Annotated in this window: 17 protein-coding genes; 13 read left to right on the top strand and 4 right to left on the bottom strand. The window is 70.6% G+C overall.

Annotated elements, in window-relative coordinates:
• Positions 1-144 precede the first annotated feature (144 nt).
• The 10 genes from ACZ68L_RS11045 (at position 145) to ACZ68L_RS11000 (ending at position 12,289) form a co-directional block, all read left to right on the top strand.
• Positions 145-1,602 carry an NCS2 family permease gene (locus ACZ68L_RS11045; protein WP_469576063.1) on the top strand — a complete coding sequence of 486 codons (1,458 nt, stop codon included), beginning with the start codon at positions 145-147 and terminating at the stop codon, positions 1,600-1,602.
• 44 nt (positions 1,603-1,646) lie between these two features.
• Complete coding sequence (locus ACZ68L_RS11040) at positions 1,647-2,798, top strand: XdhC family protein (protein ID WP_469576062.1); 1,152 nt, start codon at positions 1,647-1,649, stop codon at positions 2,796-2,798.
• Between the two features lie 105 nt (positions 2,799-2,903).
• Positions 2,904-6,686, top strand: coding sequence for a S8 family peptidase (locus ACZ68L_RS11035; protein ID WP_469576060.1), 3,783 nt, complete (start codon positions 2,904-2,906; stop codon positions 6,684-6,686).
• Positions 6,687-6,928: 242 nt separating this feature from the next.
• Positions 6,929-7,231, top strand: a complete 303-nt coding sequence (locus tag ACZ68L_RS11030; RefSeq protein ID WP_469576058.1) for an urease subunit gamma — start codon at positions 6,929-6,931, stop codon at positions 7,229-7,231.
• On the top strand, positions 7,228-7,548 hold the full coding sequence (gene ureB, locus ACZ68L_RS11025; protein WP_469576057.1) for an urease subunit beta: 321 nt from the start codon (positions 7,228-7,230) through the stop codon (positions 7,546-7,548). The genes ACZ68L_RS11030 and ureB overlap by 4 nt, the downstream gene beginning before the upstream one ends.
• Position 7,549: 1 nt before the next feature.
• Positions 7,550-9,253 carry an urease subunit alpha gene (locus tag ACZ68L_RS11020; protein ID WP_469576055.1) on the top strand — a complete coding sequence of 568 codons (1,704 nt, stop codon included), beginning with the start codon at positions 7,550-7,552 and terminating at the stop codon, positions 9,251-9,253.
• Entirely contained in the window at positions 9,253-9,918 is a 666-nt protein-coding gene (locus ACZ68L_RS11015; RefSeq protein WP_469576053.1) for an urease accessory protein UreF, read from the top strand. The genes ACZ68L_RS11020 and ACZ68L_RS11015 overlap by 1 nt, the downstream gene beginning before the upstream one ends.
• Positions 9,911-10,642, top strand: a complete 732-nt coding sequence (ureG, locus tag ACZ68L_RS11010) for an urease accessory protein UreG (protein WP_469576051.1) — start codon at positions 9,911-9,913, stop codon at positions 10,640-10,642. The genes ACZ68L_RS11015 and ureG overlap by 8 nt, the downstream gene beginning before the upstream one ends.
• Positions 10,639-11,406: an urease accessory protein UreD gene (locus tag ACZ68L_RS11005; RefSeq protein ID WP_469576049.1), complete on the top strand. Its 768-nt coding sequence runs from the start codon at positions 10,639-10,641 to the stop codon at positions 11,404-11,406. The genes ureG and ACZ68L_RS11005 overlap by 4 nt, the downstream gene beginning before the upstream one ends.
• A gap of 154 nt (positions 11,407-11,560) precedes the next feature.
• Complete coding sequence (locus ACZ68L_RS11000) at positions 11,561-12,289, top strand: DUF4097 family beta strand repeat-containing protein (protein WP_469576047.1); 729 nt, start codon at positions 11,561-11,563, stop codon at positions 12,287-12,289.
• On the opposite strand, the gene ACZ68L_RS10995 is transcribed toward ACZ68L_RS11000, so the two are convergent.
• Positions 12,276-13,523: an MFS transporter gene (locus ACZ68L_RS10995; protein WP_469576045.1), complete on the bottom strand. Its 1,248-nt coding sequence runs from the start codon at positions 13,521-13,523 to the stop codon at positions 12,276-12,278. The two genes, ACZ68L_RS11000 and ACZ68L_RS10995, sit on opposite strands and share 14 nt — an antisense overlap.
• Positions 13,524-13,917: 394 nt before the next feature.
• Here ACZ68L_RS10995 and ACZ68L_RS10990 point away from each other — a divergent pair, with 394 nt between their 5' ends.
• The 3 genes from ACZ68L_RS10990 to ACZ68L_RS10980 all read left to right on the top strand — a co-directional run bounded on the left by ACZ68L_RS10990 (position 13,918) and on the right by ACZ68L_RS10980 (position 15,767).
• Positions 13,918-14,586, top strand: coding sequence for a class I SAM-dependent methyltransferase (locus ACZ68L_RS10990; RefSeq protein WP_469576044.1), 669 nt, complete (start codon positions 13,918-13,920; stop codon positions 14,584-14,586).
• A gap of 57 nt (positions 14,587-14,643) precedes the next feature.
• A complete protein-coding gene (locus ACZ68L_RS10985; protein ID WP_469576042.1) occupies positions 14,644-15,222 on the top strand; it encodes a dihydrofolate reductase family protein in 579 nt (192 codons plus the stop codon).
• Positions 15,223-15,350: 128 nt separating this feature from the next.
• Complete coding sequence (locus ACZ68L_RS10980; protein WP_469576040.1) at positions 15,351-15,767, top strand: nuclear transport factor 2 family protein; 417 nt, start codon at positions 15,351-15,353, stop codon at positions 15,765-15,767.
• 156 nt (positions 15,768-15,923) lie between these two features.
• Here the strand turns inward: ACZ68L_RS10980 and ACZ68L_RS10975 are convergent, their stop codons facing one another.
• Genes ACZ68L_RS10975 through ACZ68L_RS10965 form a run of 3 tightly spaced genes read right to left on the bottom strand, consistent with a single transcriptional unit; the run spans position 15,924 to position 18,031 of the window.
• Positions 15,924-17,063, bottom strand: coding sequence for a zinc-binding dehydrogenase (locus ACZ68L_RS10975; protein WP_469576039.1), 1,140 nt, complete (start codon positions 17,061-17,063; stop codon positions 15,924-15,926).
• A complete protein-coding gene (locus tag ACZ68L_RS10970) occupies positions 17,060-17,362 on the bottom strand; it encodes a putative quinol monooxygenase (protein WP_469576037.1) in 303 nt (100 codons plus the stop codon). The genes ACZ68L_RS10975 and ACZ68L_RS10970 overlap by 4 nt, the downstream gene beginning before the upstream one ends.
• Before the next feature lie 6 nt (positions 17,363-17,368).
• Complete coding sequence (locus ACZ68L_RS10965) at positions 17,369-18,031, bottom strand: glycerol-3-phosphate responsive antiterminator (RefSeq protein WP_469576036.1); 663 nt, start codon at positions 18,029-18,031, stop codon at positions 17,369-17,371.
• Positions 18,032-18,059 lie beyond the last annotated feature (28 nt).

Here is an 18,059-nt window from a genome sequence, read left to right as displayed (position 1 = left end):
TACCGCAGTACCAGCACATTCCACTCTGCATGAACAGTTCGTCTCGGGCCGTCCCCCGGGTCGTGCCGCCAACGCAGTGATCCCAAATCCCGCATTTCGATTCTCCATCGCGGGTGCCCCTGTGAACCTTGGGAGTCAGGCATCATGACCCAGCAGTCAGTGGAGTCCGAGACCACCGCGGAGGAAGCGGGCCACGGCTCGCGCGTCCCCGCCGGAAGATCTTGGCTCGACCGGTACTTTCACATATCCGAACGAGGATCCACCGTCGCGCGCGAAGTGCGCGGTGGCGTCACGACCTTCATGGCCATGGCGTACATCCTTCTGCTCAACCCGCTGATCCTGTCCGGCAAGGACGTCGCGGGCGACACACTCGGCCAGAAGGGCCTGATCACCGCCACCGCGTTCGCCGCCGCGCTCACCACGCTCCTGATGGGCTTCGTGGGCAAGGTGCCACTGGCCCTCGCCGCGGGCCTGTCGGTCTCCGGTGTGATCTCCTCGCAGGTCGCCCCGGCGATGACATGGCCGCAGGCCATGGGCATGTGTGTGATGTACGGCGTAGTGATCATGCTCCTGGTCGTCACGGGCCTCCGTGAGATGATCATGAACGCGATCCCGCTCGCACTCAAGCACGGCATCACGATGGGCATCGGTCTCTTCATCGCCCTGATCGGCCTCTACAAGTCCGGCTTCGTGCACACCGGCAAGGCCACGCCGCTCGCCCTGGGCCCCACCGGTGAACTCGCCGGCTGGCCGGTCCTGCTCTTCGCGGGCACCCTGCTCCTCATCTTCATGCTGCAGGCGCGCAACACCCCCGGCGCGATCCTGATCGGCATCATCGGCGGCACGATCGTCGCGATGATCCTGAACGCGCTCGACGTGATCGACCCCAAGCAGTGGGCCAACGGCGCCCCCGCACTGCACGGCAGCGCGGTCTCGACGCCCGACTTCTCGCTCTTCGGACATGTCGAGTTCGGCGGCTGGGGTTCGGTCGGCGCGATGACGGTCGGCATGATCGTCTTCACGCTCGTCCTCGCCGGGTTCTTCGACGCGATGGCCACCATCATCGGCGTCGGCACCGAGGCGAAGCTCGCCGACGACAAGGGCCGCATGCCGGGCCTGTCCAAGGCCCTGTTCATCGACGGCGCCGGCGGAGCCATCGGCGGCATCGCGGGCGGCTCCGGCCAGACCGTGTTCGTCGAGTCGGCCACCGGCGTCGGCGAGGGCGCCCGTACCGGCCTCGCCTCGTCCGTCACCGGGCTGTTCTTCGCGGCCTGCCTGTTCTTCACGCCGGTCACCGCGATCGTCCCGCAGGAGGTCGCGTCCGCCGCGCTCGTCGTCATCGGAGCGATGATGATGATGAACGCCCGGCACGTCGACTGGGCGGACCGCGCCACCGCGATCCCGGTCTTCCTGACCGTGGTCCTGATGCCCTTCACCTACACCATCACCACCGGTGTCGCCGCGGGCGTCATCTCCTGGGTCGCCATCAAGATCGCCCAGGGCAAGGCCCGGGAGATCGGGGCCTTCATGTGGGGCCTGACGGTGATCTTCGTCGTGTACTTCGCGCTGCATCCGATCGAGGCATGGCTGGGCGTCCACTGACGCACCCCACCAGCCCTTCACACAACCGCTGAGGAGACCGACAGATGCTGGACATCGCCGTAGAGCTCAACCGGTGGGTCGAGCAGGGACGAGACTTCGCCGTGGCCACCGTCGTGGCGGTCGGCGGGAGCGCGCCCCGGCAGCCTGGAGCCGCCCTCGCCGTCGACCGCGACGGCACGGCGATCGGATCGGTATCCGGCGGGTGTGTGGAGGGCGCGGTGTACGAGCTGTGCGAGCAGGCCCTCGACGACGGCAACACCGTCCGGGAGCAGTTCGGCTACAGCGACGAGGACGCCTTCGCGGTCGGTCTGACCTGCGGCGGCATCATCGACATCCTGGTGACGCCGGTCCGTGCGGACGACCCCGCACGGGCCGTGTTCGCCGCCGCCCTCGCCACCGCCGCACGGGGGGAGGCGGCGGCGGTGGCCAGGATCACCGAGGGGCCCGCGGAACTCCTCGGCCGCCCTCTCCTCGTCCGCCCCGACGGGTCGTACGAGGGAGGGCTCGGCGGGCATCCGGAGCTGGACCGCACCGCGGCGGCCGATGCCCACGCGATGCTGGACGCGGGCCGCACCGGTTCCGTCACCATCGGCGCCGACGGTTCGCGCTGCGGAGAACCGCTCACCCTGCTCGTCGAATCGAGCGTCCCACCGCCCCGGATGATCGTCTTCGGGGCCATCGACTTCGCCTCGGCGTTGGTCCGGGCGGGAAAGTTCCTCGGGTACCACGTCACATTGTGCGACGCCCGCCCCGTCTTCGCCACGAAGGCCCGCTTCCCCGAGGCCGACGAACTGGTCGTCGACTGGCCGCACCGCTATCTCGCGGCCACCGACGTCGACGCGCGCACTGTCCTGTGCGTCCTCACCCATGACGTCAAGTTCGATGTCCCGCTGCTGGAACTGGCGTTGAGACTGCCGGTGGCGTACGTCGGCGCGATGGGCTCGCGCCGTACCCACCTGGAGCGCAACGACCGGCTGCGCGACATCGGCGTCACAGAGCTGGAACTGGCCAGGCTGCGCTCGCCGATCGGCCTCGACCTCGGCGCCCGTACTCCCGAGGAGACCGCGCTGTCGATCGCCGCCGAAATCGTCGCCGACCGGCGCGGCGGCAGCGGCGTGCCGCTCAAGGGGGCGCACACCCCGATCCACCACGAAGGCGGCCGACCGCCCCACGGAGTGATCACGTCCGTGGCCTGAACCGTGCCACGAACCACGAATGATCGTGGGCGGGTTGCCGCCACGGCGGCTTCACGCCAGGTGTGAACTCATCCGTAGCCGTGCTTTTGCCGGTAGATCAGCTGCATGACATTCACACCCTCCTCCGTTTCCGGCCGGGCGAGACCCGCTCGTGCGGGCCGTCGGGCTCTGCTGATAGCGACTTCGGTCGCTCTGGTGAGCGGCGCGCTGCTTCCCGCAGCGGGTTCCGCCTCCGCCTCGGTCCCCGCCCCCGCGGACCGGCCCGGGTCCCTCGGCCGCCAGGCCGCCGCACCCCGCGAGGACCCCGTCAAGGAGTACGACATCACCCTGCTCACGGGCGATGTCGTGCACTACACGGACGGCGTCGGCAAGCAGGACACCGTCACCGTGGACCGCCCCGACGGAGCGGTCGGCGGCGTGCACGTCCAGCAGGCCGGTGACGATCTCTACGTCCTGCCCGACGAGGCCGGCTCCCTCCTCGCGGCGGGGAAGCTGGACCGCCGGCTGTTCAACGTCTCCGCCCTCGCCAAGATGGGGTACGACGACAAGAGGTCGGGCGGCATCCCACTGATCGCCACCTATCCGGCGAGCCGGGGCCGTGCGCTGCCCGCCACCCCTCGTGGCGCCAAGCGGATCCGTACCCTGGCCAGCGTCCACGGTGCCGCGCTGAAGGCGCAGAAGGACACCGTCCGGGCCTTCTGGAACGACATCGCCCGCACCTCCACGGCCCGTTCGCTGGACAACGGCATCGACAGGCTCTGGCTCGACGGCCGGGTGGAGGCCGCGCTCAAGGACTCCGTCCCGCAGGTCAACGCCCCCCAGGCATGGGCCGAGGGCTATGACGGCAAGGGCTCCAAGGTCGCCGTCCTGGACACCGGTATCGACGCCACCCACCCGGATGTCAAGGACCGCATCCTCGAAACCAAGAGCTTCGTGCCGGGCGAGGAGGTCGTCGACAAGAACGGCCACGGCACGCATGTCGCCTCCACGATCGCGGGCTCGGGCGCCGCGTCGGCGGGGGTCAACAAGGGCGTGGCGCCGGGCGCCGGGCTGATCATCGGCAAGGTGCTCAGCGACGCCGGATCCGGCGAGGACTCCGGCATCATCGAGGCGATGGAGTGGGCGAAGGCCGAAGGCGCCGACGTCGTTTCCATGAGCCTCGGTTCCAGCATCCCGGACGACGGCTCCGACCCGATGTCCCAGGCCGTCGACGCACTCTCCGGCGACGGCGGGCCGCTCTTCGTGATCGCCGCGGGCAACTCCTACGGCGCGGGCACCATCGGCTCGCCCGGCTCGGCGCAGAAGGCCCTGACCGTCGCCGCCGTCGACAAGAAGGACAAGCGCGCGGACTTCTCCTCGATGGGCCCGCTCGTCAGGTCCTACGGTCTGAAGCCCGACCTGTCCGCACCGGGTGTGGACATCAACGCCGCGGCCTCGCAGTCGGTCCCGGGCATGAACGGGATGTACCAGTCGATGTCCGGTACGTCGATGGCGACCCCGCATGTCGCGGGCGCCGCAGCCATTCTGAAGCAGCGTCACCCCGACTGGTCCGGTGAGCGGATCAAGGACGCGCTGATGAGCTCGTCGAAGAGGCTCGACGCCTACACCCCCTACGAGCAGGGAACCGGCCGGCTCGACGTGAAGGCGGCGGTCGACACGACGATCGAGGCCACCGGCTCCGTCGAGGTCGCCTCTTACCAGTGGCCGCACTCCGCGTCCGACCCGGTCGCCCGGCGGACCATCACCTACCGCAACACCGGGGCGAAGGACGTCACGCTCGACCTGGCCACGGACACGGACGCCGAGGCCTACACCCTGTCGACGAAGCGGCTGACCGTCCCGGCCGGTTCCACCGCAGAGGCCGTGCTCTCGCTGGACCCGTCGAAGGTCGCGAACGACACCCGGTTCTCCGGTCAGGTCATCGCCGCGGACGAGGCGGGCACCACCGTCGCGCACACCGGTTTCGCCCTGTACAAGGAGCAGGAGCTGTACGACCTGACGCTCCGGCTCCGTGACCGCGCGGGCAAGCCGATGGACGGGCTGGTCGTCCTCGCCGAGCTCGGCGACCCGAACCTGGGCCTCGTCCAGGTGTCCGGAGAGACCACGCTGCGGCTGCCGCCGGGCAACTACACCGCGTGGACGTCCGCCGACATCGCCGGTGACCGCGCCGACTCGAAGGCCGTGGCGTTCCTCGCGGCCCCGGAGACCATCCTCGACAAGGCGACCACGGTCACCCTCGATGCCTCCAAGGCCCGCAAGGTGAGCGTGCGGACGCCCAAGGAGACCGAGACCCGGCAGCTGCGATATGACATGGCACGTACCGCACCGGACGGCACCGTCCAGCGCGACGCGTACCAGATCCCGCTGACGTACGACCAGCTGTGGGCGAGCCCCACCAAGAAGGTCACCCAGGGCAGTTTCTCCTTCCTGACCCGCTGGCGGCAGGGCGAGAAGCTCATCGACCTCACGGCCGACGGCCGGGATGTGCCGGTCGCCGTGCAGGGCGGCTCGCCCGTCGCCGAGAACAGCGGGAAGAAGCTGACCGGTACCTTCGCGGGCAACGGCGCCGCGGCCGACTACAAGGGCCTGGACGTCAAGGGCAAGGCCGTTGTGATCCGCCGCAGCGACGCGGTCGCTCCCGCCGACCGGCTCGCCAACGCCGTGGCCGCGGGCGCCGAGGCGCTCTTCGTCGTCAATGACGGCGACGGCGTCCTGATGGAGAGCTACACCCCGTACGGAACCACCGGCGCCATCCCGGTCGCCTCGGTCCAGCGCCTGGCGGGCGAGGACCTGATAAAGGCCGCGCGGAGCGGCAAGAAGCTGACGGTCGAGCAGCACAGGTTCGCCCGCTACATGTACGACCTGGTCGACCGGCACGACGGCGTCGTCCCGGACCGCTCGCTGGAGTTCGCCCCGTCCGCCCGTCAGCTGGCGAAGGTGGAGAACACCTTCTACGGCCACAAGGGTGTCCTCGGTGGCGGATACCGCTACGACATCCCGGACTACGGCCCGGGTATCGGCTTCGAGGAGTACGAGAAGTTCCCCGGTACCCGCGAGGAGTGGGTCACCCCGCTTCCGGGCGCCTCCTTCTGGTACGAGAACCACTCGGTCTTCAACGCGGACGAGACGGGCTTCGCGCAGGAGATGCGCAGCGGCGACCTGGACTACACGGCGGGCCGCACCTACCCGGCCGAGTGGTTCGCGCCGGTCACCCGCCCGCGTCTGGGCACCGGCTACTGGGGTCCGTTCCGGTCCGTCCACAACGACATCCAGTTCAACTTCACACCGTGGACGGACTCGGGCGCGGGCCACTCGGGCGCCATGCCGGAGGACGAGTACGACACCACCTCCACCGCCTTCTACCAGGGCGACACCCTGATCAAGAAGGTCGCGGGCCGGGCCGGCTTCGCCTGGGACGTCTCGCCCGAGAAGCTGCCGTACCGCTTCGTGCTCGACTCCGCCCGGGACGGCGACGTGTGGAAGACGTCCACCCGCACGCACACCGAGTGGAACTTCGTCTCGGGTGCCATGGACGAGAACGGTCCGTACCAGGCCGACATCCCGCTGCTCCAGCTGGACTACAAGGTCGCCACCGACCTCGCCGGTGACGTCGAGGCCGGCAAGTGGACCGAGATCGGTCTCTCCTCCGGTGCGCAGGAGTGGCTGGACGGTGCGGTGAAGGCCACCAGGGCCTCGCTGTCGGTCAGCTACGACGACGGGGAGACCTGGAGCGCGGCGCAGTTGCGGAAGGACTCGGCCGGTTCCTGGACCGCCCGGTTCAAGACGCCGAAGAAGGGCAGCTCGTTCGTCTCGCTCAAGGCGCACGCCGAGGCGGCCGACGGGCTCGGCGTCGACCAGGAGATCATCCGGGCATTCGGCCTGAAGTGATCTGCTGAGGTTCGCTCTTGAGGCGGCCGCACTCCCCTGACCGGGGTGCGTGGCCGCCTCTTTTTATGCTCCCTTCATGACCAAAATTTGTCTGCTTTGCCCGTATATGGCGGGCGATAAGGATAGAAAGGGACTTATCGCGGTGCGGTGCAAGTTGCCACGGCGGCATCGAGAGGCTTATAAGAGGAGCGTGGCTAAAGCGATTCCGGGAATTCCGGGGACTGCCGCCACGGAGGTTTTCCATGTTTCTTACTCCGTCCGACACGGAGAAATTGCTGCTGAGCGTAGCCGGAATGGTCGCTCGTGACCGACGGGAACGCGGGGTACGGCTCAACTATCCCGAGGCCGTCGCGCTGCTTGCCTGCTGGGCCGTGGAACGCGCCCGCGAGGGTGCCCGTGTCAGTGACCTGATGGCTGCCGGGCGGACGGTCCTCACCCGCGCCGACGTGCTGGAAGGCGTCCCCGAGATGCTTCATGACGTGCAGGTGGAGGCGACCTTCCCGGACGGGCGCAAGCTCGTCACGATCACCTCGCCGATCCCGTGATCCCCGGTGAGGTCCGGACCGCATCCGGCGTGCTGAAAATCAATGACACCCGTACTCAATTGAATGTGACCGTGGTGAATGATGGCGATCGCCCCATTCAGATCGGATCGCATCTGCATTTCTCCGACGCGAATCCCGCGCTTTCTTTCGACCGGACCCTGACCGAGGGATTCCGGCTCGATATTCCCTCCGGTACGTCCCTGCGCTTCGAGCCCGGAGTCGGTATCGAGGTCGCCCTCGTCGAACTGGGAGGCCGTCGGAAGGTGCCCGGCATCGTCGTGCCCGGCACCCGGACCGGACGAACGGACGACATGTGACATGGCACAACTGACCCGCGCCGCCTACGCGTCGCTCTACGGCCCCACCACCGGCGACCGCGTCCGCCTCGCCGACACCGATCTCTGGATCGAGGTCGAGGAGGACCGCTGCTTCGGCGGTGACGAATCCGTGTTCGGCGGCGGCAAGTCCATCCGTGAATCCATGGGCCAGGCCACCACCTCGCGCGCCGACGGCGCCCTCGACCTCGTCATCACCAATGTCGTCGTCCTCGACCACTGGGGCATCGTCAAGACCGATGTCGGCGTCCGGGCCGGAAGGATCGTCGCCCTCGGCCGCTCCGGCAACCCCGACATCGGCGACGGTGTCCACCCCGACCTGGTGATCGGCCCCGGCACCGATGTGGTCTCCGGCGAGGGACGCATTCTCACCGCCGGAGCCATCGACACCCACGTCCACTTCCTGATGCCGGAGACCCTGCACGAGGCCCTCGCCACCGGCACCACCACCGTCATCGGCGGCGGCACCGGCGCCACCGAGGGATCCAAGGCCACCACGGTCACCCCCGGCGCCTGGAACCTCGCGATGATGCACCGGTCCCTGGACGGCGTCCCACTCAACATCATGCTGTTCGGTAAGGGTTCAACCGTCGGCGAGGACGCCCTGCGCGAGGCGGCGCTCGGCGGCGCCGGCGGCTACAAGGTCCATGAGGACTGGGGCGCCACCCCCGCCGCCATCGACGCCGCGCTGAAGGCGGCCGACGCGTACGGTCTCCAGGTCGCCCTGCACGCCGACAGCCTCAACGAGGTCGGCTACGTCGAGGGAACCCTCGACGCCATCGCCGGACGAGGCATCCACGTCTTCCACGCGGAAGGCGCGGGCGGCGGTCACGCGCCCGACATCATCACCGTCGCCTCCCACCCCAACATCCTTCCGGCGTCCACCAATCCGACGCTCCCGCACACCGTCAACACCGTGGCCGAACACCTCGACATGCTGATGGTCTGCCACCACCTCAACCCGCGCGTCCCCGAGGACCTCGCCTTCGCGGAGTCCCGCATCCGCGCCACCACGATCGCCGCCGAAGACGTCCTGCACGACATCGGCGCCCTGTCGATCACCTCCTCCGACGCCCAGGCCATGGGCCGCATCGGCGAGGTCGTCTGCCGCACCTGGCAGGTCGCCCACACCATGAAGCAGCGCTTCGGCGACCGCGGCGGCGAACTGCCCGCCGACAACGAACGCGCCCGCCGCTACGTCGCCAAGTACACCATCTGCCCCGCCGTCGCCCATGGCATCGACCACGTCGTCGGCTCCGTGGAACCCGGCAAGCTCGCCGACCTGGTGCTGTGGGACCCCGCCTTCTTCGGCATCCGCCCCGCCGCCGTGATCAAGGGAGGCATGGTGGTGTACGCGCCCCTCGGCGACGCCAACGCCGCGATCCCCACCACCCAGCCCGTCCTGCTGCGCCCCACCGCCGCGGCCGCCGCGGCCCCGCATCTCTCGGTGAGCTTCGTCGCCCCGGCGGCCCTGGAGGACGGACTCGCCGAACGGCTCGGCCTCGTACGGGAGCTGGTCGCCGTCCGGCCCACCCGCCATCTCACCAAGGCGGATCTGCCGAACAACACGGCGCTCCCGGACATCGACGTCGACCCGGAGACCTTCGCCATCCGTATCGACGGCGAGCTCGTCGAGCCCACCCCCGCCACCGAACTGCCGCTGGCCCAGCGGTACTCCATGTTCTGATGGCGGGCCTCGCACCCCTCCTGCTCGGCGACGGCCGGCTCCCGGTCGGCGCGTACACCTACAGCGCCGGACTCGAACCGGCCGTCGCGGCGGGCCTCACCCGCGACCGTGTCCCCGCACTGCTGCGGGCCCGGCTGCACACCGCGGCCGTCACCGAGGCAGCGGCCGCGGTGCTCGCCCTGCGGGCAGCCCGGCAGGATCCGGTGGACTACGGCCCCGTACAACAGGCCCTCGCCGCCCGCACCCCGGCCGCACCCCTGCGCGAGGCATCGGCGACGCTCGGCCGCGGCGTGCACCGCCTGGTGCGACGGCTGGCCCCGGACCATCCCGCGGTCACCGCGCTGTCCGCCGTCCGCCCGCGCCCGCTGCGACCCGTCACGCTCGGCGCGCTCGGGGCCGTCATGAAGGTGTCGGAGGAGGAACTGGCGTACGGCGTCGTCTACGACGAACTGCAGACCATCGCCGCCGCCGCGCTCAAACTGCTGCCCGGCGACCCTCTCGACACCGTCGCCTGGATCCTTGCCGCGGAACCGGACGCCACCGCCGCGGTGACCGAGGCCCTCGCCGTACGGACCCCGGCCGAACTGCCCGCCCGTACGCCCCCGCTCACCGAACAGTGGGCACTCGAACACGCACCACGAGAACGGAGACTCTTCCTTGCCTGACCAGCAGCGAGACACACGCCCCGCCCTGGGCCCCCACCAGCACCACCACCGGCCGCGCGCCCTGCGCCTCGGCGTCGCGGGCCCGGTCGGGACCGGCAAGAGCTCGATCCTCGCCACCCTCTGTCGCGAACTGGCCGGTGAGCTCGCCATGGCCGTGGTCACCAACGACATCTACACCGACGAGGACGCCCACTTCCTGCGCTCGGCCGGAGTCCTGCCCACCGAGCGCATCCGCGCCGTCGAGACCGGCGCCTGCCCGCACACCGCGATCCGCGACGACGTCAGCGCCAACCTCGACGCCGTCGAGGACCTGGAAGAGGCGTACGGACCGCTCGACCTGGTGCTCATCGAGAGCGGCGGCGACAACCTCACCGCCACCTTCAGCCCGGCCCTCGCCGACGCCCAGCTCTTCTGCATCGACGTCGCGGGCGGCGGCGACGTCGCCCGCAAGGGCGGACCGGGCATCACCGGCGCCGACCTCCTGATCATCAACAAGACCGACCTGGCTCCGTATGTCGAGGTGGACGTGGACGCGATGGTCGCGGACGCCGGCAACGCCCGTGACGGCCTGCCGGTCCTCGCCCTCTCGAAGAACGACCCGGCATCGATCGCCCGCCTCGCCGACTGGGTGCGGTCGGTGCTCGTACGCCACCGCAACGGCACCCACATCCCCACCGACCCCGGCCCGATGGCACCCCACACCCACGGCCACGACGCGTCGTGACCGGGCGGACGGTCGCCACCGACGAGCCGGCCGACCCCACGGTCGTCTCCGTGGAGCGCGACAGCACGGGCCGCCATGTCGCCCGCGAACTGCGCCCCGGCGCCTTCCTCGCCCCCCGCCTCCTGCTCCCGTCCCCCGACCGGCTGCGGATCGCCTTGGTCGGCACCCGGGCCGGACTGCTCGCGGGCGACGATCTGCTGCTGCACATCATGGTCGGCCCCGGGGCCCGCCTGGAGCTGGTCGAGCCGTCCGGACTGGTCGCGTACGACCACCGCGGCGGCAGATCGCGGTGGCGAGCCCGGGTCGAGATCGCGGAAGATGGCCAACTGCTGTGGGAAGCACGGCCGTTCGTGATCTCGGCGGGTGCCGGGGTCGAGCGCGCGATGGACGTCGCGCTGGCGGCCGGGGCGCGGATGCTGTGGCGCGACACCCTGGTCCTAGGGCGCTCCGGCGAGCGGGGAGGCAGCGTACGCGCGACGACCCGTGCCACGTACGACGGCCAGGACCTGCTGGTCGAGGACCTGGACCTGACGGACCCGGAGCTGCGCGAACTCCCCGGCATCCTGGGCCCGAACCGCGTCATCGGCTCGGTGACCGCGCTCGGCGCCGGGCCGGCGGGCCCGCCCCACCCGTACCGCATGGAACTGGCGGGCCCGGGAGCGCAGGTGCGGCTCCTGGACACGGTGGCGCCTGCGATCGAGGCGGAGCTGGCCGAGGTCTGGGAGGGCTGGCTCGCGACCCGAGGCGCCCCTCGGGAGAGCTGACTGACAGTCAGCCATGTTCGGGGCGGCGGGTATTCCCCCTTCGGGGACGGGGGTCTGCCCCATGGTCGCGCCGTCGCGCGCCTGGATAGCCTGCGCTGGTCTCCGGCCCCGAGCGGGCCGGAGACCAGGCTGATTCGGATCCAGGGGGAGATTCATGCGCCACCGGCTGAGGGTTTTCACGGCGACAACGATGGTGGGGAGCGGTCTGATCGGGCTCGGCGCCTGCGGCCTGATCGACCGGAACACCTTCGAGGACGACGCCCATGTGTCGCAGCGGATCACCTCCGTCCGGCTGGATCTCGGCTCGGGCCGGGTGAATCTGCGGGGCGTGGCGAAAGCCGCCGAGGTGTCCCTGCACCGCTCGGTCCGTTACTGGGGGGACAAGCCCGAAGGCGCGTCGCACCGGGTCGAGAACGGCGTCCTGGTGCTGAGTGGCTGCGGGCGCCGGTGCTCGGTCTCCTACACCGTCGAGGTACCCGAGGGGCTCCCGGTCTCCGGCGGGACCTCGTCGGGCTCCGTCGCCCTGGCCCGGGTCGGTCCGGTGAACGTGACCACGCACTCCGGACGGATCGAGCTGGACGGAGTGACCGGCCCGGCCGATGTGCACACATCCAACGGCCGGATCGAGGGCCGCGGCCTGGCCGGTCCGGTCCGGGCCAGGACCTCCAACGGCCGGATCGAACTGACCCCGGTGAACCCGCAGGACGTCCGGGCCAGGACATCCAACGGGGCCATCGTCGTCACCGCGCCGACGGGCCGGTACGTGGTCACCGCCAGCACGCACCATGGTCACAAGGACATCGGCATCGCCAACGACCCGGCGGGCGAACACAGGATCGACCTGGCCACGGCCAACGGTTCGATCACGGTCAGGAACGGCTGATCCGGCGGCGGTTGAACACGCCGCGGGCCACCACGGACGCACACAACAGCGCGGGGACCGCCGCGACCGCGAAACAGACGGCCGGCGGCAGGCGGTCCACCAGCAGACCCACCGCCGCGGTGCCCACCGAGGACCCCGCGTTGACCGCGGTGTTGACCCACGCACCCGCCTGAGTGCGACTGCCCTCGCCCACGGACTCGTCCGCGACGAGATACGCCGTGGTCAGGGCCGGTGCGACGAACGCGCCGGCGGCCGCGACGACTGCGACCAGCACGTACACATCGGGCGACAGCCCGGCCACGGCCATCGTCAGCCCGAGGCCGACGGCCGGTACCGGCAGCCGTACCCGGTTCGACGCACGCCAGGAGACGGCACCGTAGGCGAGCCCGCCGACCGCGCTCCCGGCGGAGAGCGCGGCCAGCACCCACGCCACCGCCGCGCCCTGGCGGTGCTGCTCGGTGAACGCCACCACCAGCAGATCCAGGGCCCCCAGACACAGCCCCACGGCGGCCGCCACCATCGCGGCGTGCCGCAGCCCGACGATGCCGAGCAGCCGTTGCTTGCGGGGCGTCTCCCGCGACCCGGCGGGCTCCTCCGTCGACGGTGTCGCGCCGATACCGCGCACCGCGGGCGAGGACACCAGCGCCAGCGCGCCCACCAGCACGAGCGCTGCACTGATCGCGACACCCGCAGCGGGAACGGAGAACCTCATCACCAGGCCGACCATCAACGGCCCGGTGACGAAGAGCAGTTCCTCCGCGACGCCGTCCAGGCTGTACGCGCGCTGCAAGAGTTCCCGTTCCGGTACGAGGTCGCTCCACAGGGTCCGCATCACCGGTCCCAGCGGCGGTGTGCAGCCGCCCGCCGTCACGGCGAGCACCCCCAGCAGGAGCGAGGAGGCCCCCGGCCGCCAGGTGGCGTAGGCCAGGGCGGCGAGCAGTGCCGCGTAGACACCGGCCATCGGCGGCAGGGCCCGGCGCGGCCCGTACCGGTCGATCAGCGCGGCACGGGCGGGGGACAGGAAGACGCTGGTCGCCCCGAACAGGGCCATGACCGCGCCCGCGACGGAGTAGGAGCCGGTGGTGTCGTTCACCGCCAGCATCAGGGAGAGGGAGACCATCCCGTACGAGAGCCGCCCCAGCAGTGCGGAACCGAAGGTACGGGAGGCATGACGGGTACGCAGGACGGCGGCGTACGAAGGCGCGCGCGAGGGCGCGGGCGCGGGAGAAAGCATGGGGACATTCCTCGGGAGGGCAGCGCGGTGCACGGTGCTGCGGGCATATGGGGACACCGAAGGGCCGCACCCGGTGGAACGAGGTGCGGTCAGTGCGGAGTCCTACACACGGGAGAGGAACATGCCGGTCAACGTACCAGGGCGAGTTGGGCGCCGGCGAGGGGTTTCTGGGGGAGGGTTGCCGGATTCCGCCGATGGCGGTCGGCCGCGCCCCGGCGGTGAGGTCCTCGCCGAAGAGAACGGCCCGGCCGTCACCCGTTCCTGGCACGGTACCGAGGCATCGAAAGCGGCGAGGCGGCTCCGGAGCGGCGCTCCGCGCCCCGGCGCGAGCGATCCACCCAGCGCCGCTCGGCAGGGCCGACCGTCCGGAATGCGGGTCTGATGGAATCATGGCATGACAAAGCCGCCGCACCGAGTCCTGCAGGCACTGGATCGCTTCCACGCCGCCCGCACCTGGGACCACAACGCGCACTACCACCGGTGGATTCTGCGGCAGTTGCCCAGAGGCTGCGACAGGGCCCTCGACGTCGGCTCAGGCAGCGGAGAACTGGCCCGGCTCCTGGCGAAGCGCGCGAAGGCGGTGCACGGAATCGACTCGGACCCGGGCATCGTGGCACGGGCGCGTGAACTGACCGCCCCGGACGCCCCGGTCGCCTTCATTGTCGCGGACGCGCCGGGCGGGATACCACCCGGCCCGTACGACATCATCACCTGCGTCGCCACGGTCCACCATCTGCCGTTCACCGAGGCGCTCACCCGCTTCCGCGGGCATCTGGCACCCGGCGGAACCCTGGTGGTGGTCGGCCTCTCCCGGGAGTCGACCCCCGGTGACCACCTGCTGGCTCTCGCTTCCCTGCCGCTGAACGCGGCCATGGCCCTGATCAAGAACAAGGGGCGCAAGGTGTCCCGCCCCGACTCGATGACCGCCGTGACCCGGCCGGCGGAGATGACCTTCGCCGACATCGTTCGCGAGGCGCGTCAGGTGTTGCCCGGTGCCCGGCTGAGGCGCAGGCTGTTCTGGCGCTACACGCTCGTATGGCGCGAAGGCTCCGGCGAGCGCTGAGCGCGACGACAGCCGTAAGCCGGGCCGCATCGTGACGAGGAGAGGGATCGGACTGCGATGAGGAAGATCGTCCTGATGATGTCGGTGTCCCTCGACGGCTTCATCGAGGGACCGGACCGTGAGATCGACTGGCACCTGGTCGACGACGAATTGCACCGCCACTTCAATCAGCAGCTCAAGGTCATGGGCGGCTTCCTGGACGGCCGGGTGACCTATGAGCTCATGGCGGAGTTCTGGCCGACCGCCGACGCCGATCCCGCACATGCGGGACCCGTCGCGGAGTTCGCCGGCATCTGGCGGGACATGCCCAAGATCGTGTTCTCCCGGACCCTGGAGCGGGCCGACTGGAACACCACCATCATGCGGAACGTCGACGTGGACGAGATCCTGGCCCTCAAGGCGCAGCCCGGCGGAGACCTGGTCGTCGGCGGTGCCGGTCTCGCCGCGTCGTTCATGCGGCACGACCTGATCGACGAGTACCGTCTCTACGTCCATCCCGTCCTCATCGGACGGGGCAAGCCTCTCTTCGCGGCAGCGGATGCCCGGACCCACCTCCGCCTGGCCGAGAGCCGGACCTTCGGCAACGGGGTCGTGCTCCTGCGCTACGAGCGCCCCGCGGCTGCTCCACCGGAATGAACTCCACGGTTCCCGGTGGCGTCCTCGTAGCTCCGCCACGTCTTGAGGGGAGTTCTCGCCGTATAACTGCCGCACCGTCGGGAGAGCTGACGAACCGAAGAACCGAAGAAGCGGCGAAAGGACTGGCGATGACACTCGGTGTCGAGGACCGCATGGCCATCACAGAACTGATCGGCCTGCACGGGCACCTGGTCGATGACGGTGAACTCGACCGACTGGAAGAGCTGTTCACCGACGATGTCGTCTACGACGCCACCGATCTGGGGCACGGGGCCCTGTACGGCCCGGCGGCCGTCCGGGACGCGGCGCGGGCGATGGGGGAGCACGGCCCCGTGGGTCACCACGTCACCAACATCGTCCTCACCGAGGTGAGTGACGATCAGGTGCGCGCCCGGTCCAAGGGGATCGGGATCAGGGCGGACGGCATCTGCGGAAGCGTGACGTACGCGGACCTGATCGTGCGCGGTGCGAAGGGGTGGCGCATCAGCCGTCGCAAGGTCGCCGTACGCCGTACGCCGTCCGACGGGGACCAGCGGCCCGCGTGACATGTCACATGTGCCCGGCACCGGGCACATGTGACATGAGCCCGAACAGCGCGGGCCGACGCAGACGCCGACGGCGCCCCTCCCCTGATCGGAAGGGGCGCCGTCGGCCGGAGGGTGCGCCGTCGACCGGGTCCGGTGGCGGCGCGTCGGGCCGCGTCAGGCGTTCAGCATCCCCGACGTGTCGATGACCTGACGGATCGCCCGGCCGGAGGCCAGTTCCTCCATCGCCGCGTTGATGCCGGTCAGCGGCAGCGTGCCCGTGTGCATCCGCTCCACCGGCATCAGACCGGCCCGCCACAGGTCCAGGAACCTGGGAATGTCACGGCGCGGGACGGCGTCACCCATGTACGAGCCCAGCAGGGACTTTCCTTCGCCCGCGAATGCCAGGGCCGGGACCTCCAGTACCCGGTCGGGGGCGGGCAGGCCCACCGAGACGACCTTGCCGCCCCGGGCCACGGCCGTCAGGCACTCGGCCATGACCTTGGGGCTGCCAACCGCCTCCACCGCCAACTCGGCGCCACCGGAGGTGAGTTCGCGGATCGCCTCGATCGCCTCGCCGGGGGCGTACGCATGCGTCGCACCCAGCCGGACGGCCAGCTCGCGCTTCTCCTGGACCGGGTCGACCGCGATGATCGGATACGCCCCCGCGGCACGGGCGCCCAGGACCGCGGACAGGCCCACGCCGCCCAGGCCGTAGACCACCGTCGACTGGCCGGGACGCAGGGCCGCCGTGTTGATGACGGCACCCGCGCCCGTCAGGACCGCGCAGCCGAACATCGACGCCACCGTGAACGGCATGTCCTTGGGGATCACCACCACCGACTCCTGGGCCAGCACCGCGTGTTCGGAGAACGCGGAGACGCCCAGCTGGTGGTGGACCGGGGCGCCGGAGGCGTCGGTCAGCAGCGAAGGGCCGTGCAGCAGCGCACCGGATCCGTTCGCCGCCGCCGCCTGAGCGCACAGGGCCGGCCGGCCCGCGGCGCAGTCGGCGCAGAAGCCGCAGCTCGGCACGAAGACCAGGGCCACATGGTCACCGGGGGAGACCCGGCCGACGCCCGGCCCGGTCTCCTGGACGACACCCACCGCCTCGTGGCCCAGGGCCATCGGCAGCGGGCGTACCCGGTCGCCGTTGACCACCGACAGGTCCGAGTGGCACAGCGAGGCGGCCGCGATACGGACCAGCACCTCGCCCTCGCGCGGGGCGCCCAGCTCCAGCTCCTCCACCTCGACCGGGCGGGTCTCGGAGTAGGGGCGGGCCGTCGATGTCCCACGCAGCACCACCGCTCGGGTCTTCATGCCCGCACCTGCGGACGCGGGGCGCAGCGCAGCACATCGCGGCTCTCCAGCAGCGGGACGACCTTGCCGAGCACGATCTCCTGGAAGTGCGGGGTGGCGCAGTGCGCGGTGAAGTCGGCCTCGGAGGAGTACTCCTCGTACAGCACGATCGCCCGCGGGTCCTCGGTGCCCTGGTGGACCCGGTAGGCGAGGTTGCCCGGCTCCTGGCGGGAGGCGGCGGCCATCGTGTCGAGCAGGGGGAGGACGGTGTTCTCCTCGCCCTCCTTGGTGCGGTAGCGGGCGACGACGACGTATGTCATGGGGGCTTACTCCTGGGGTGGTGCGGCGGGCCTCTTCAGGGCGGCGGGCGGGACCGGCGGCAGCTGGTCCCGGCGCAGATGCCAGAGGCGGGGGTCGGACGTGGCGGCGGCGGCCGATCCGAGGGCCAGCGCGAGCGCCACGTCCGCGGGGGTCTCCACGAAACCCGCGGCGACCGACGGGGACATCGCGCGCTGTGCCTGCGCGCTCATCCGGGCGATGATCGGGGCGGGCATGATCTCGACCAGGTCCGGCGCCCCGCGCGCGATCGCGTCCGTGGAGCGGCGCAGATTGGACCGGTCGGTGACGAACACCTTCATCATCGTCAGCAGGCCGAGCGGGCGGCCCTTCTCTATGAGGGAGAGCCGGGTGCTGACCACGCCGTGCGCGCCCATGTTCTTGATGAACTCCAGCGCGCCCCGGTCCTGAGCCAGACCGGGGCTGCTGTCCACGTTCACGAACACGGTCTTCCCCGCCCGGCCCAGCGCCGGCACGACCTGGGGCAGCTGCCCCACCGCGAGCGAGGCGACGATGCACACCTTCGCCGGTGCGGTCAGGAACTGCCGCAGCGGCTGCGTGCCGACGACCGACGCGACGACCGGCACCTCGGCGAAGGCCGAGGCGAGCCGGGGGTCGAGTACGGCACCGGACCGGGAAGGGGAAGGGGTCATGGCAAGGACCTGCCTGGGGAAGGAGGGT

The sequence above is a fragment of the Streptomyces sp. NPDC104309 genome (genome assembly GCF_055584025.1).
The sequence above is the reverse complement of the archived record's forward strand: the minus strand, read 5'-3'. Positions and strand labels throughout refer to the sequence as shown.

Bases quoted from the DNA above. Each gene is read 5' to 3' on its own strand.
- ACZ68L_RS10985 (WP_469576042.1), top strand. From the start codon at position 14,644: ATGAGGAAGATCGTCCTGATGATGTCGGTGTCCCTCGACGGCTTCATC.
- ACZ68L_RS10965 (WP_469576036.1), bottom strand. From the start codon at position 18,031: ATGACCCCTTCCCCTTCCCGGTCCGGTGCCGTACTCGACCCCCGGCTC.
- ACZ68L_RS10980 (WP_469576040.1), top strand. From the start codon at position 15,351: ATGACACTCGGTGTCGAGGACCGCATGGCCATCACAGAACTGATCGGC.
- ACZ68L_RS10995 (WP_469576045.1), bottom strand. From the start codon at position 13,523: ATGCTTTCTCCCGCGCCCGCGCCCTCGCGCGCGCCTTCGTACGCCGCC.
- ACZ68L_RS11030 (WP_469576058.1), top strand. From the start codon at position 6,929: ATGTTTCTTACTCCGTCCGACACGGAGAAATTGCTGCTGAGCGTAGCC.
- ACZ68L_RS11040 (WP_469576062.1), top strand. From the start codon at position 1,647: ATGCTGGACATCGCCGTAGAGCTCAACCGGTGGGTCGAGCAGGGACGA.
- ACZ68L_RS11020 (WP_469576055.1), top strand. From the start codon at position 7,550: ATGGCACAACTGACCCGCGCCGCCTACGCGTCGCTCTACGGCCCCACC.
- ACZ68L_RS11035 (WP_469576060.1), top strand. From the start codon at position 2,904: ATGACATTCACACCCTCCTCCGTTTCCGGCCGGGCGAGACCCGCTCGT.
- ACZ68L_RS11015 (WP_469576053.1), top strand. From the start codon at position 9,253: ATGGCGGGCCTCGCACCCCTCCTGCTCGGCGACGGCCGGCTCCCGGTC.
- ACZ68L_RS11045 (WP_469576063.1), top strand. From the start codon at position 145: ATGACCCAGCAGTCAGTGGAGTCCGAGACCACCGCGGAGGAAGCGGGC.
- ACZ68L_RS10970 (WP_469576037.1), bottom strand. From the start codon at position 17,362: ATGACATACGTCGTCGTCGCCCGCTACCGCACCAAGGAGGGCGAGGAG.
- ACZ68L_RS10975 (WP_469576039.1), bottom strand. From the start codon at position 17,063: ATGAAGACCCGAGCGGTGGTGCTGCGTGGGACATCGACGGCCCGCCCC.
- ACZ68L_RS11000 (WP_469576047.1), top strand. From the start codon at position 11,561: ATGCGCCACCGGCTGAGGGTTTTCACGGCGACAACGATGGTGGGGAGC.
- ACZ68L_RS10990 (WP_469576044.1), top strand. From the start codon at position 13,918: ATGACAAAGCCGCCGCACCGAGTCCTGCAGGCACTGGATCGCTTCCAC.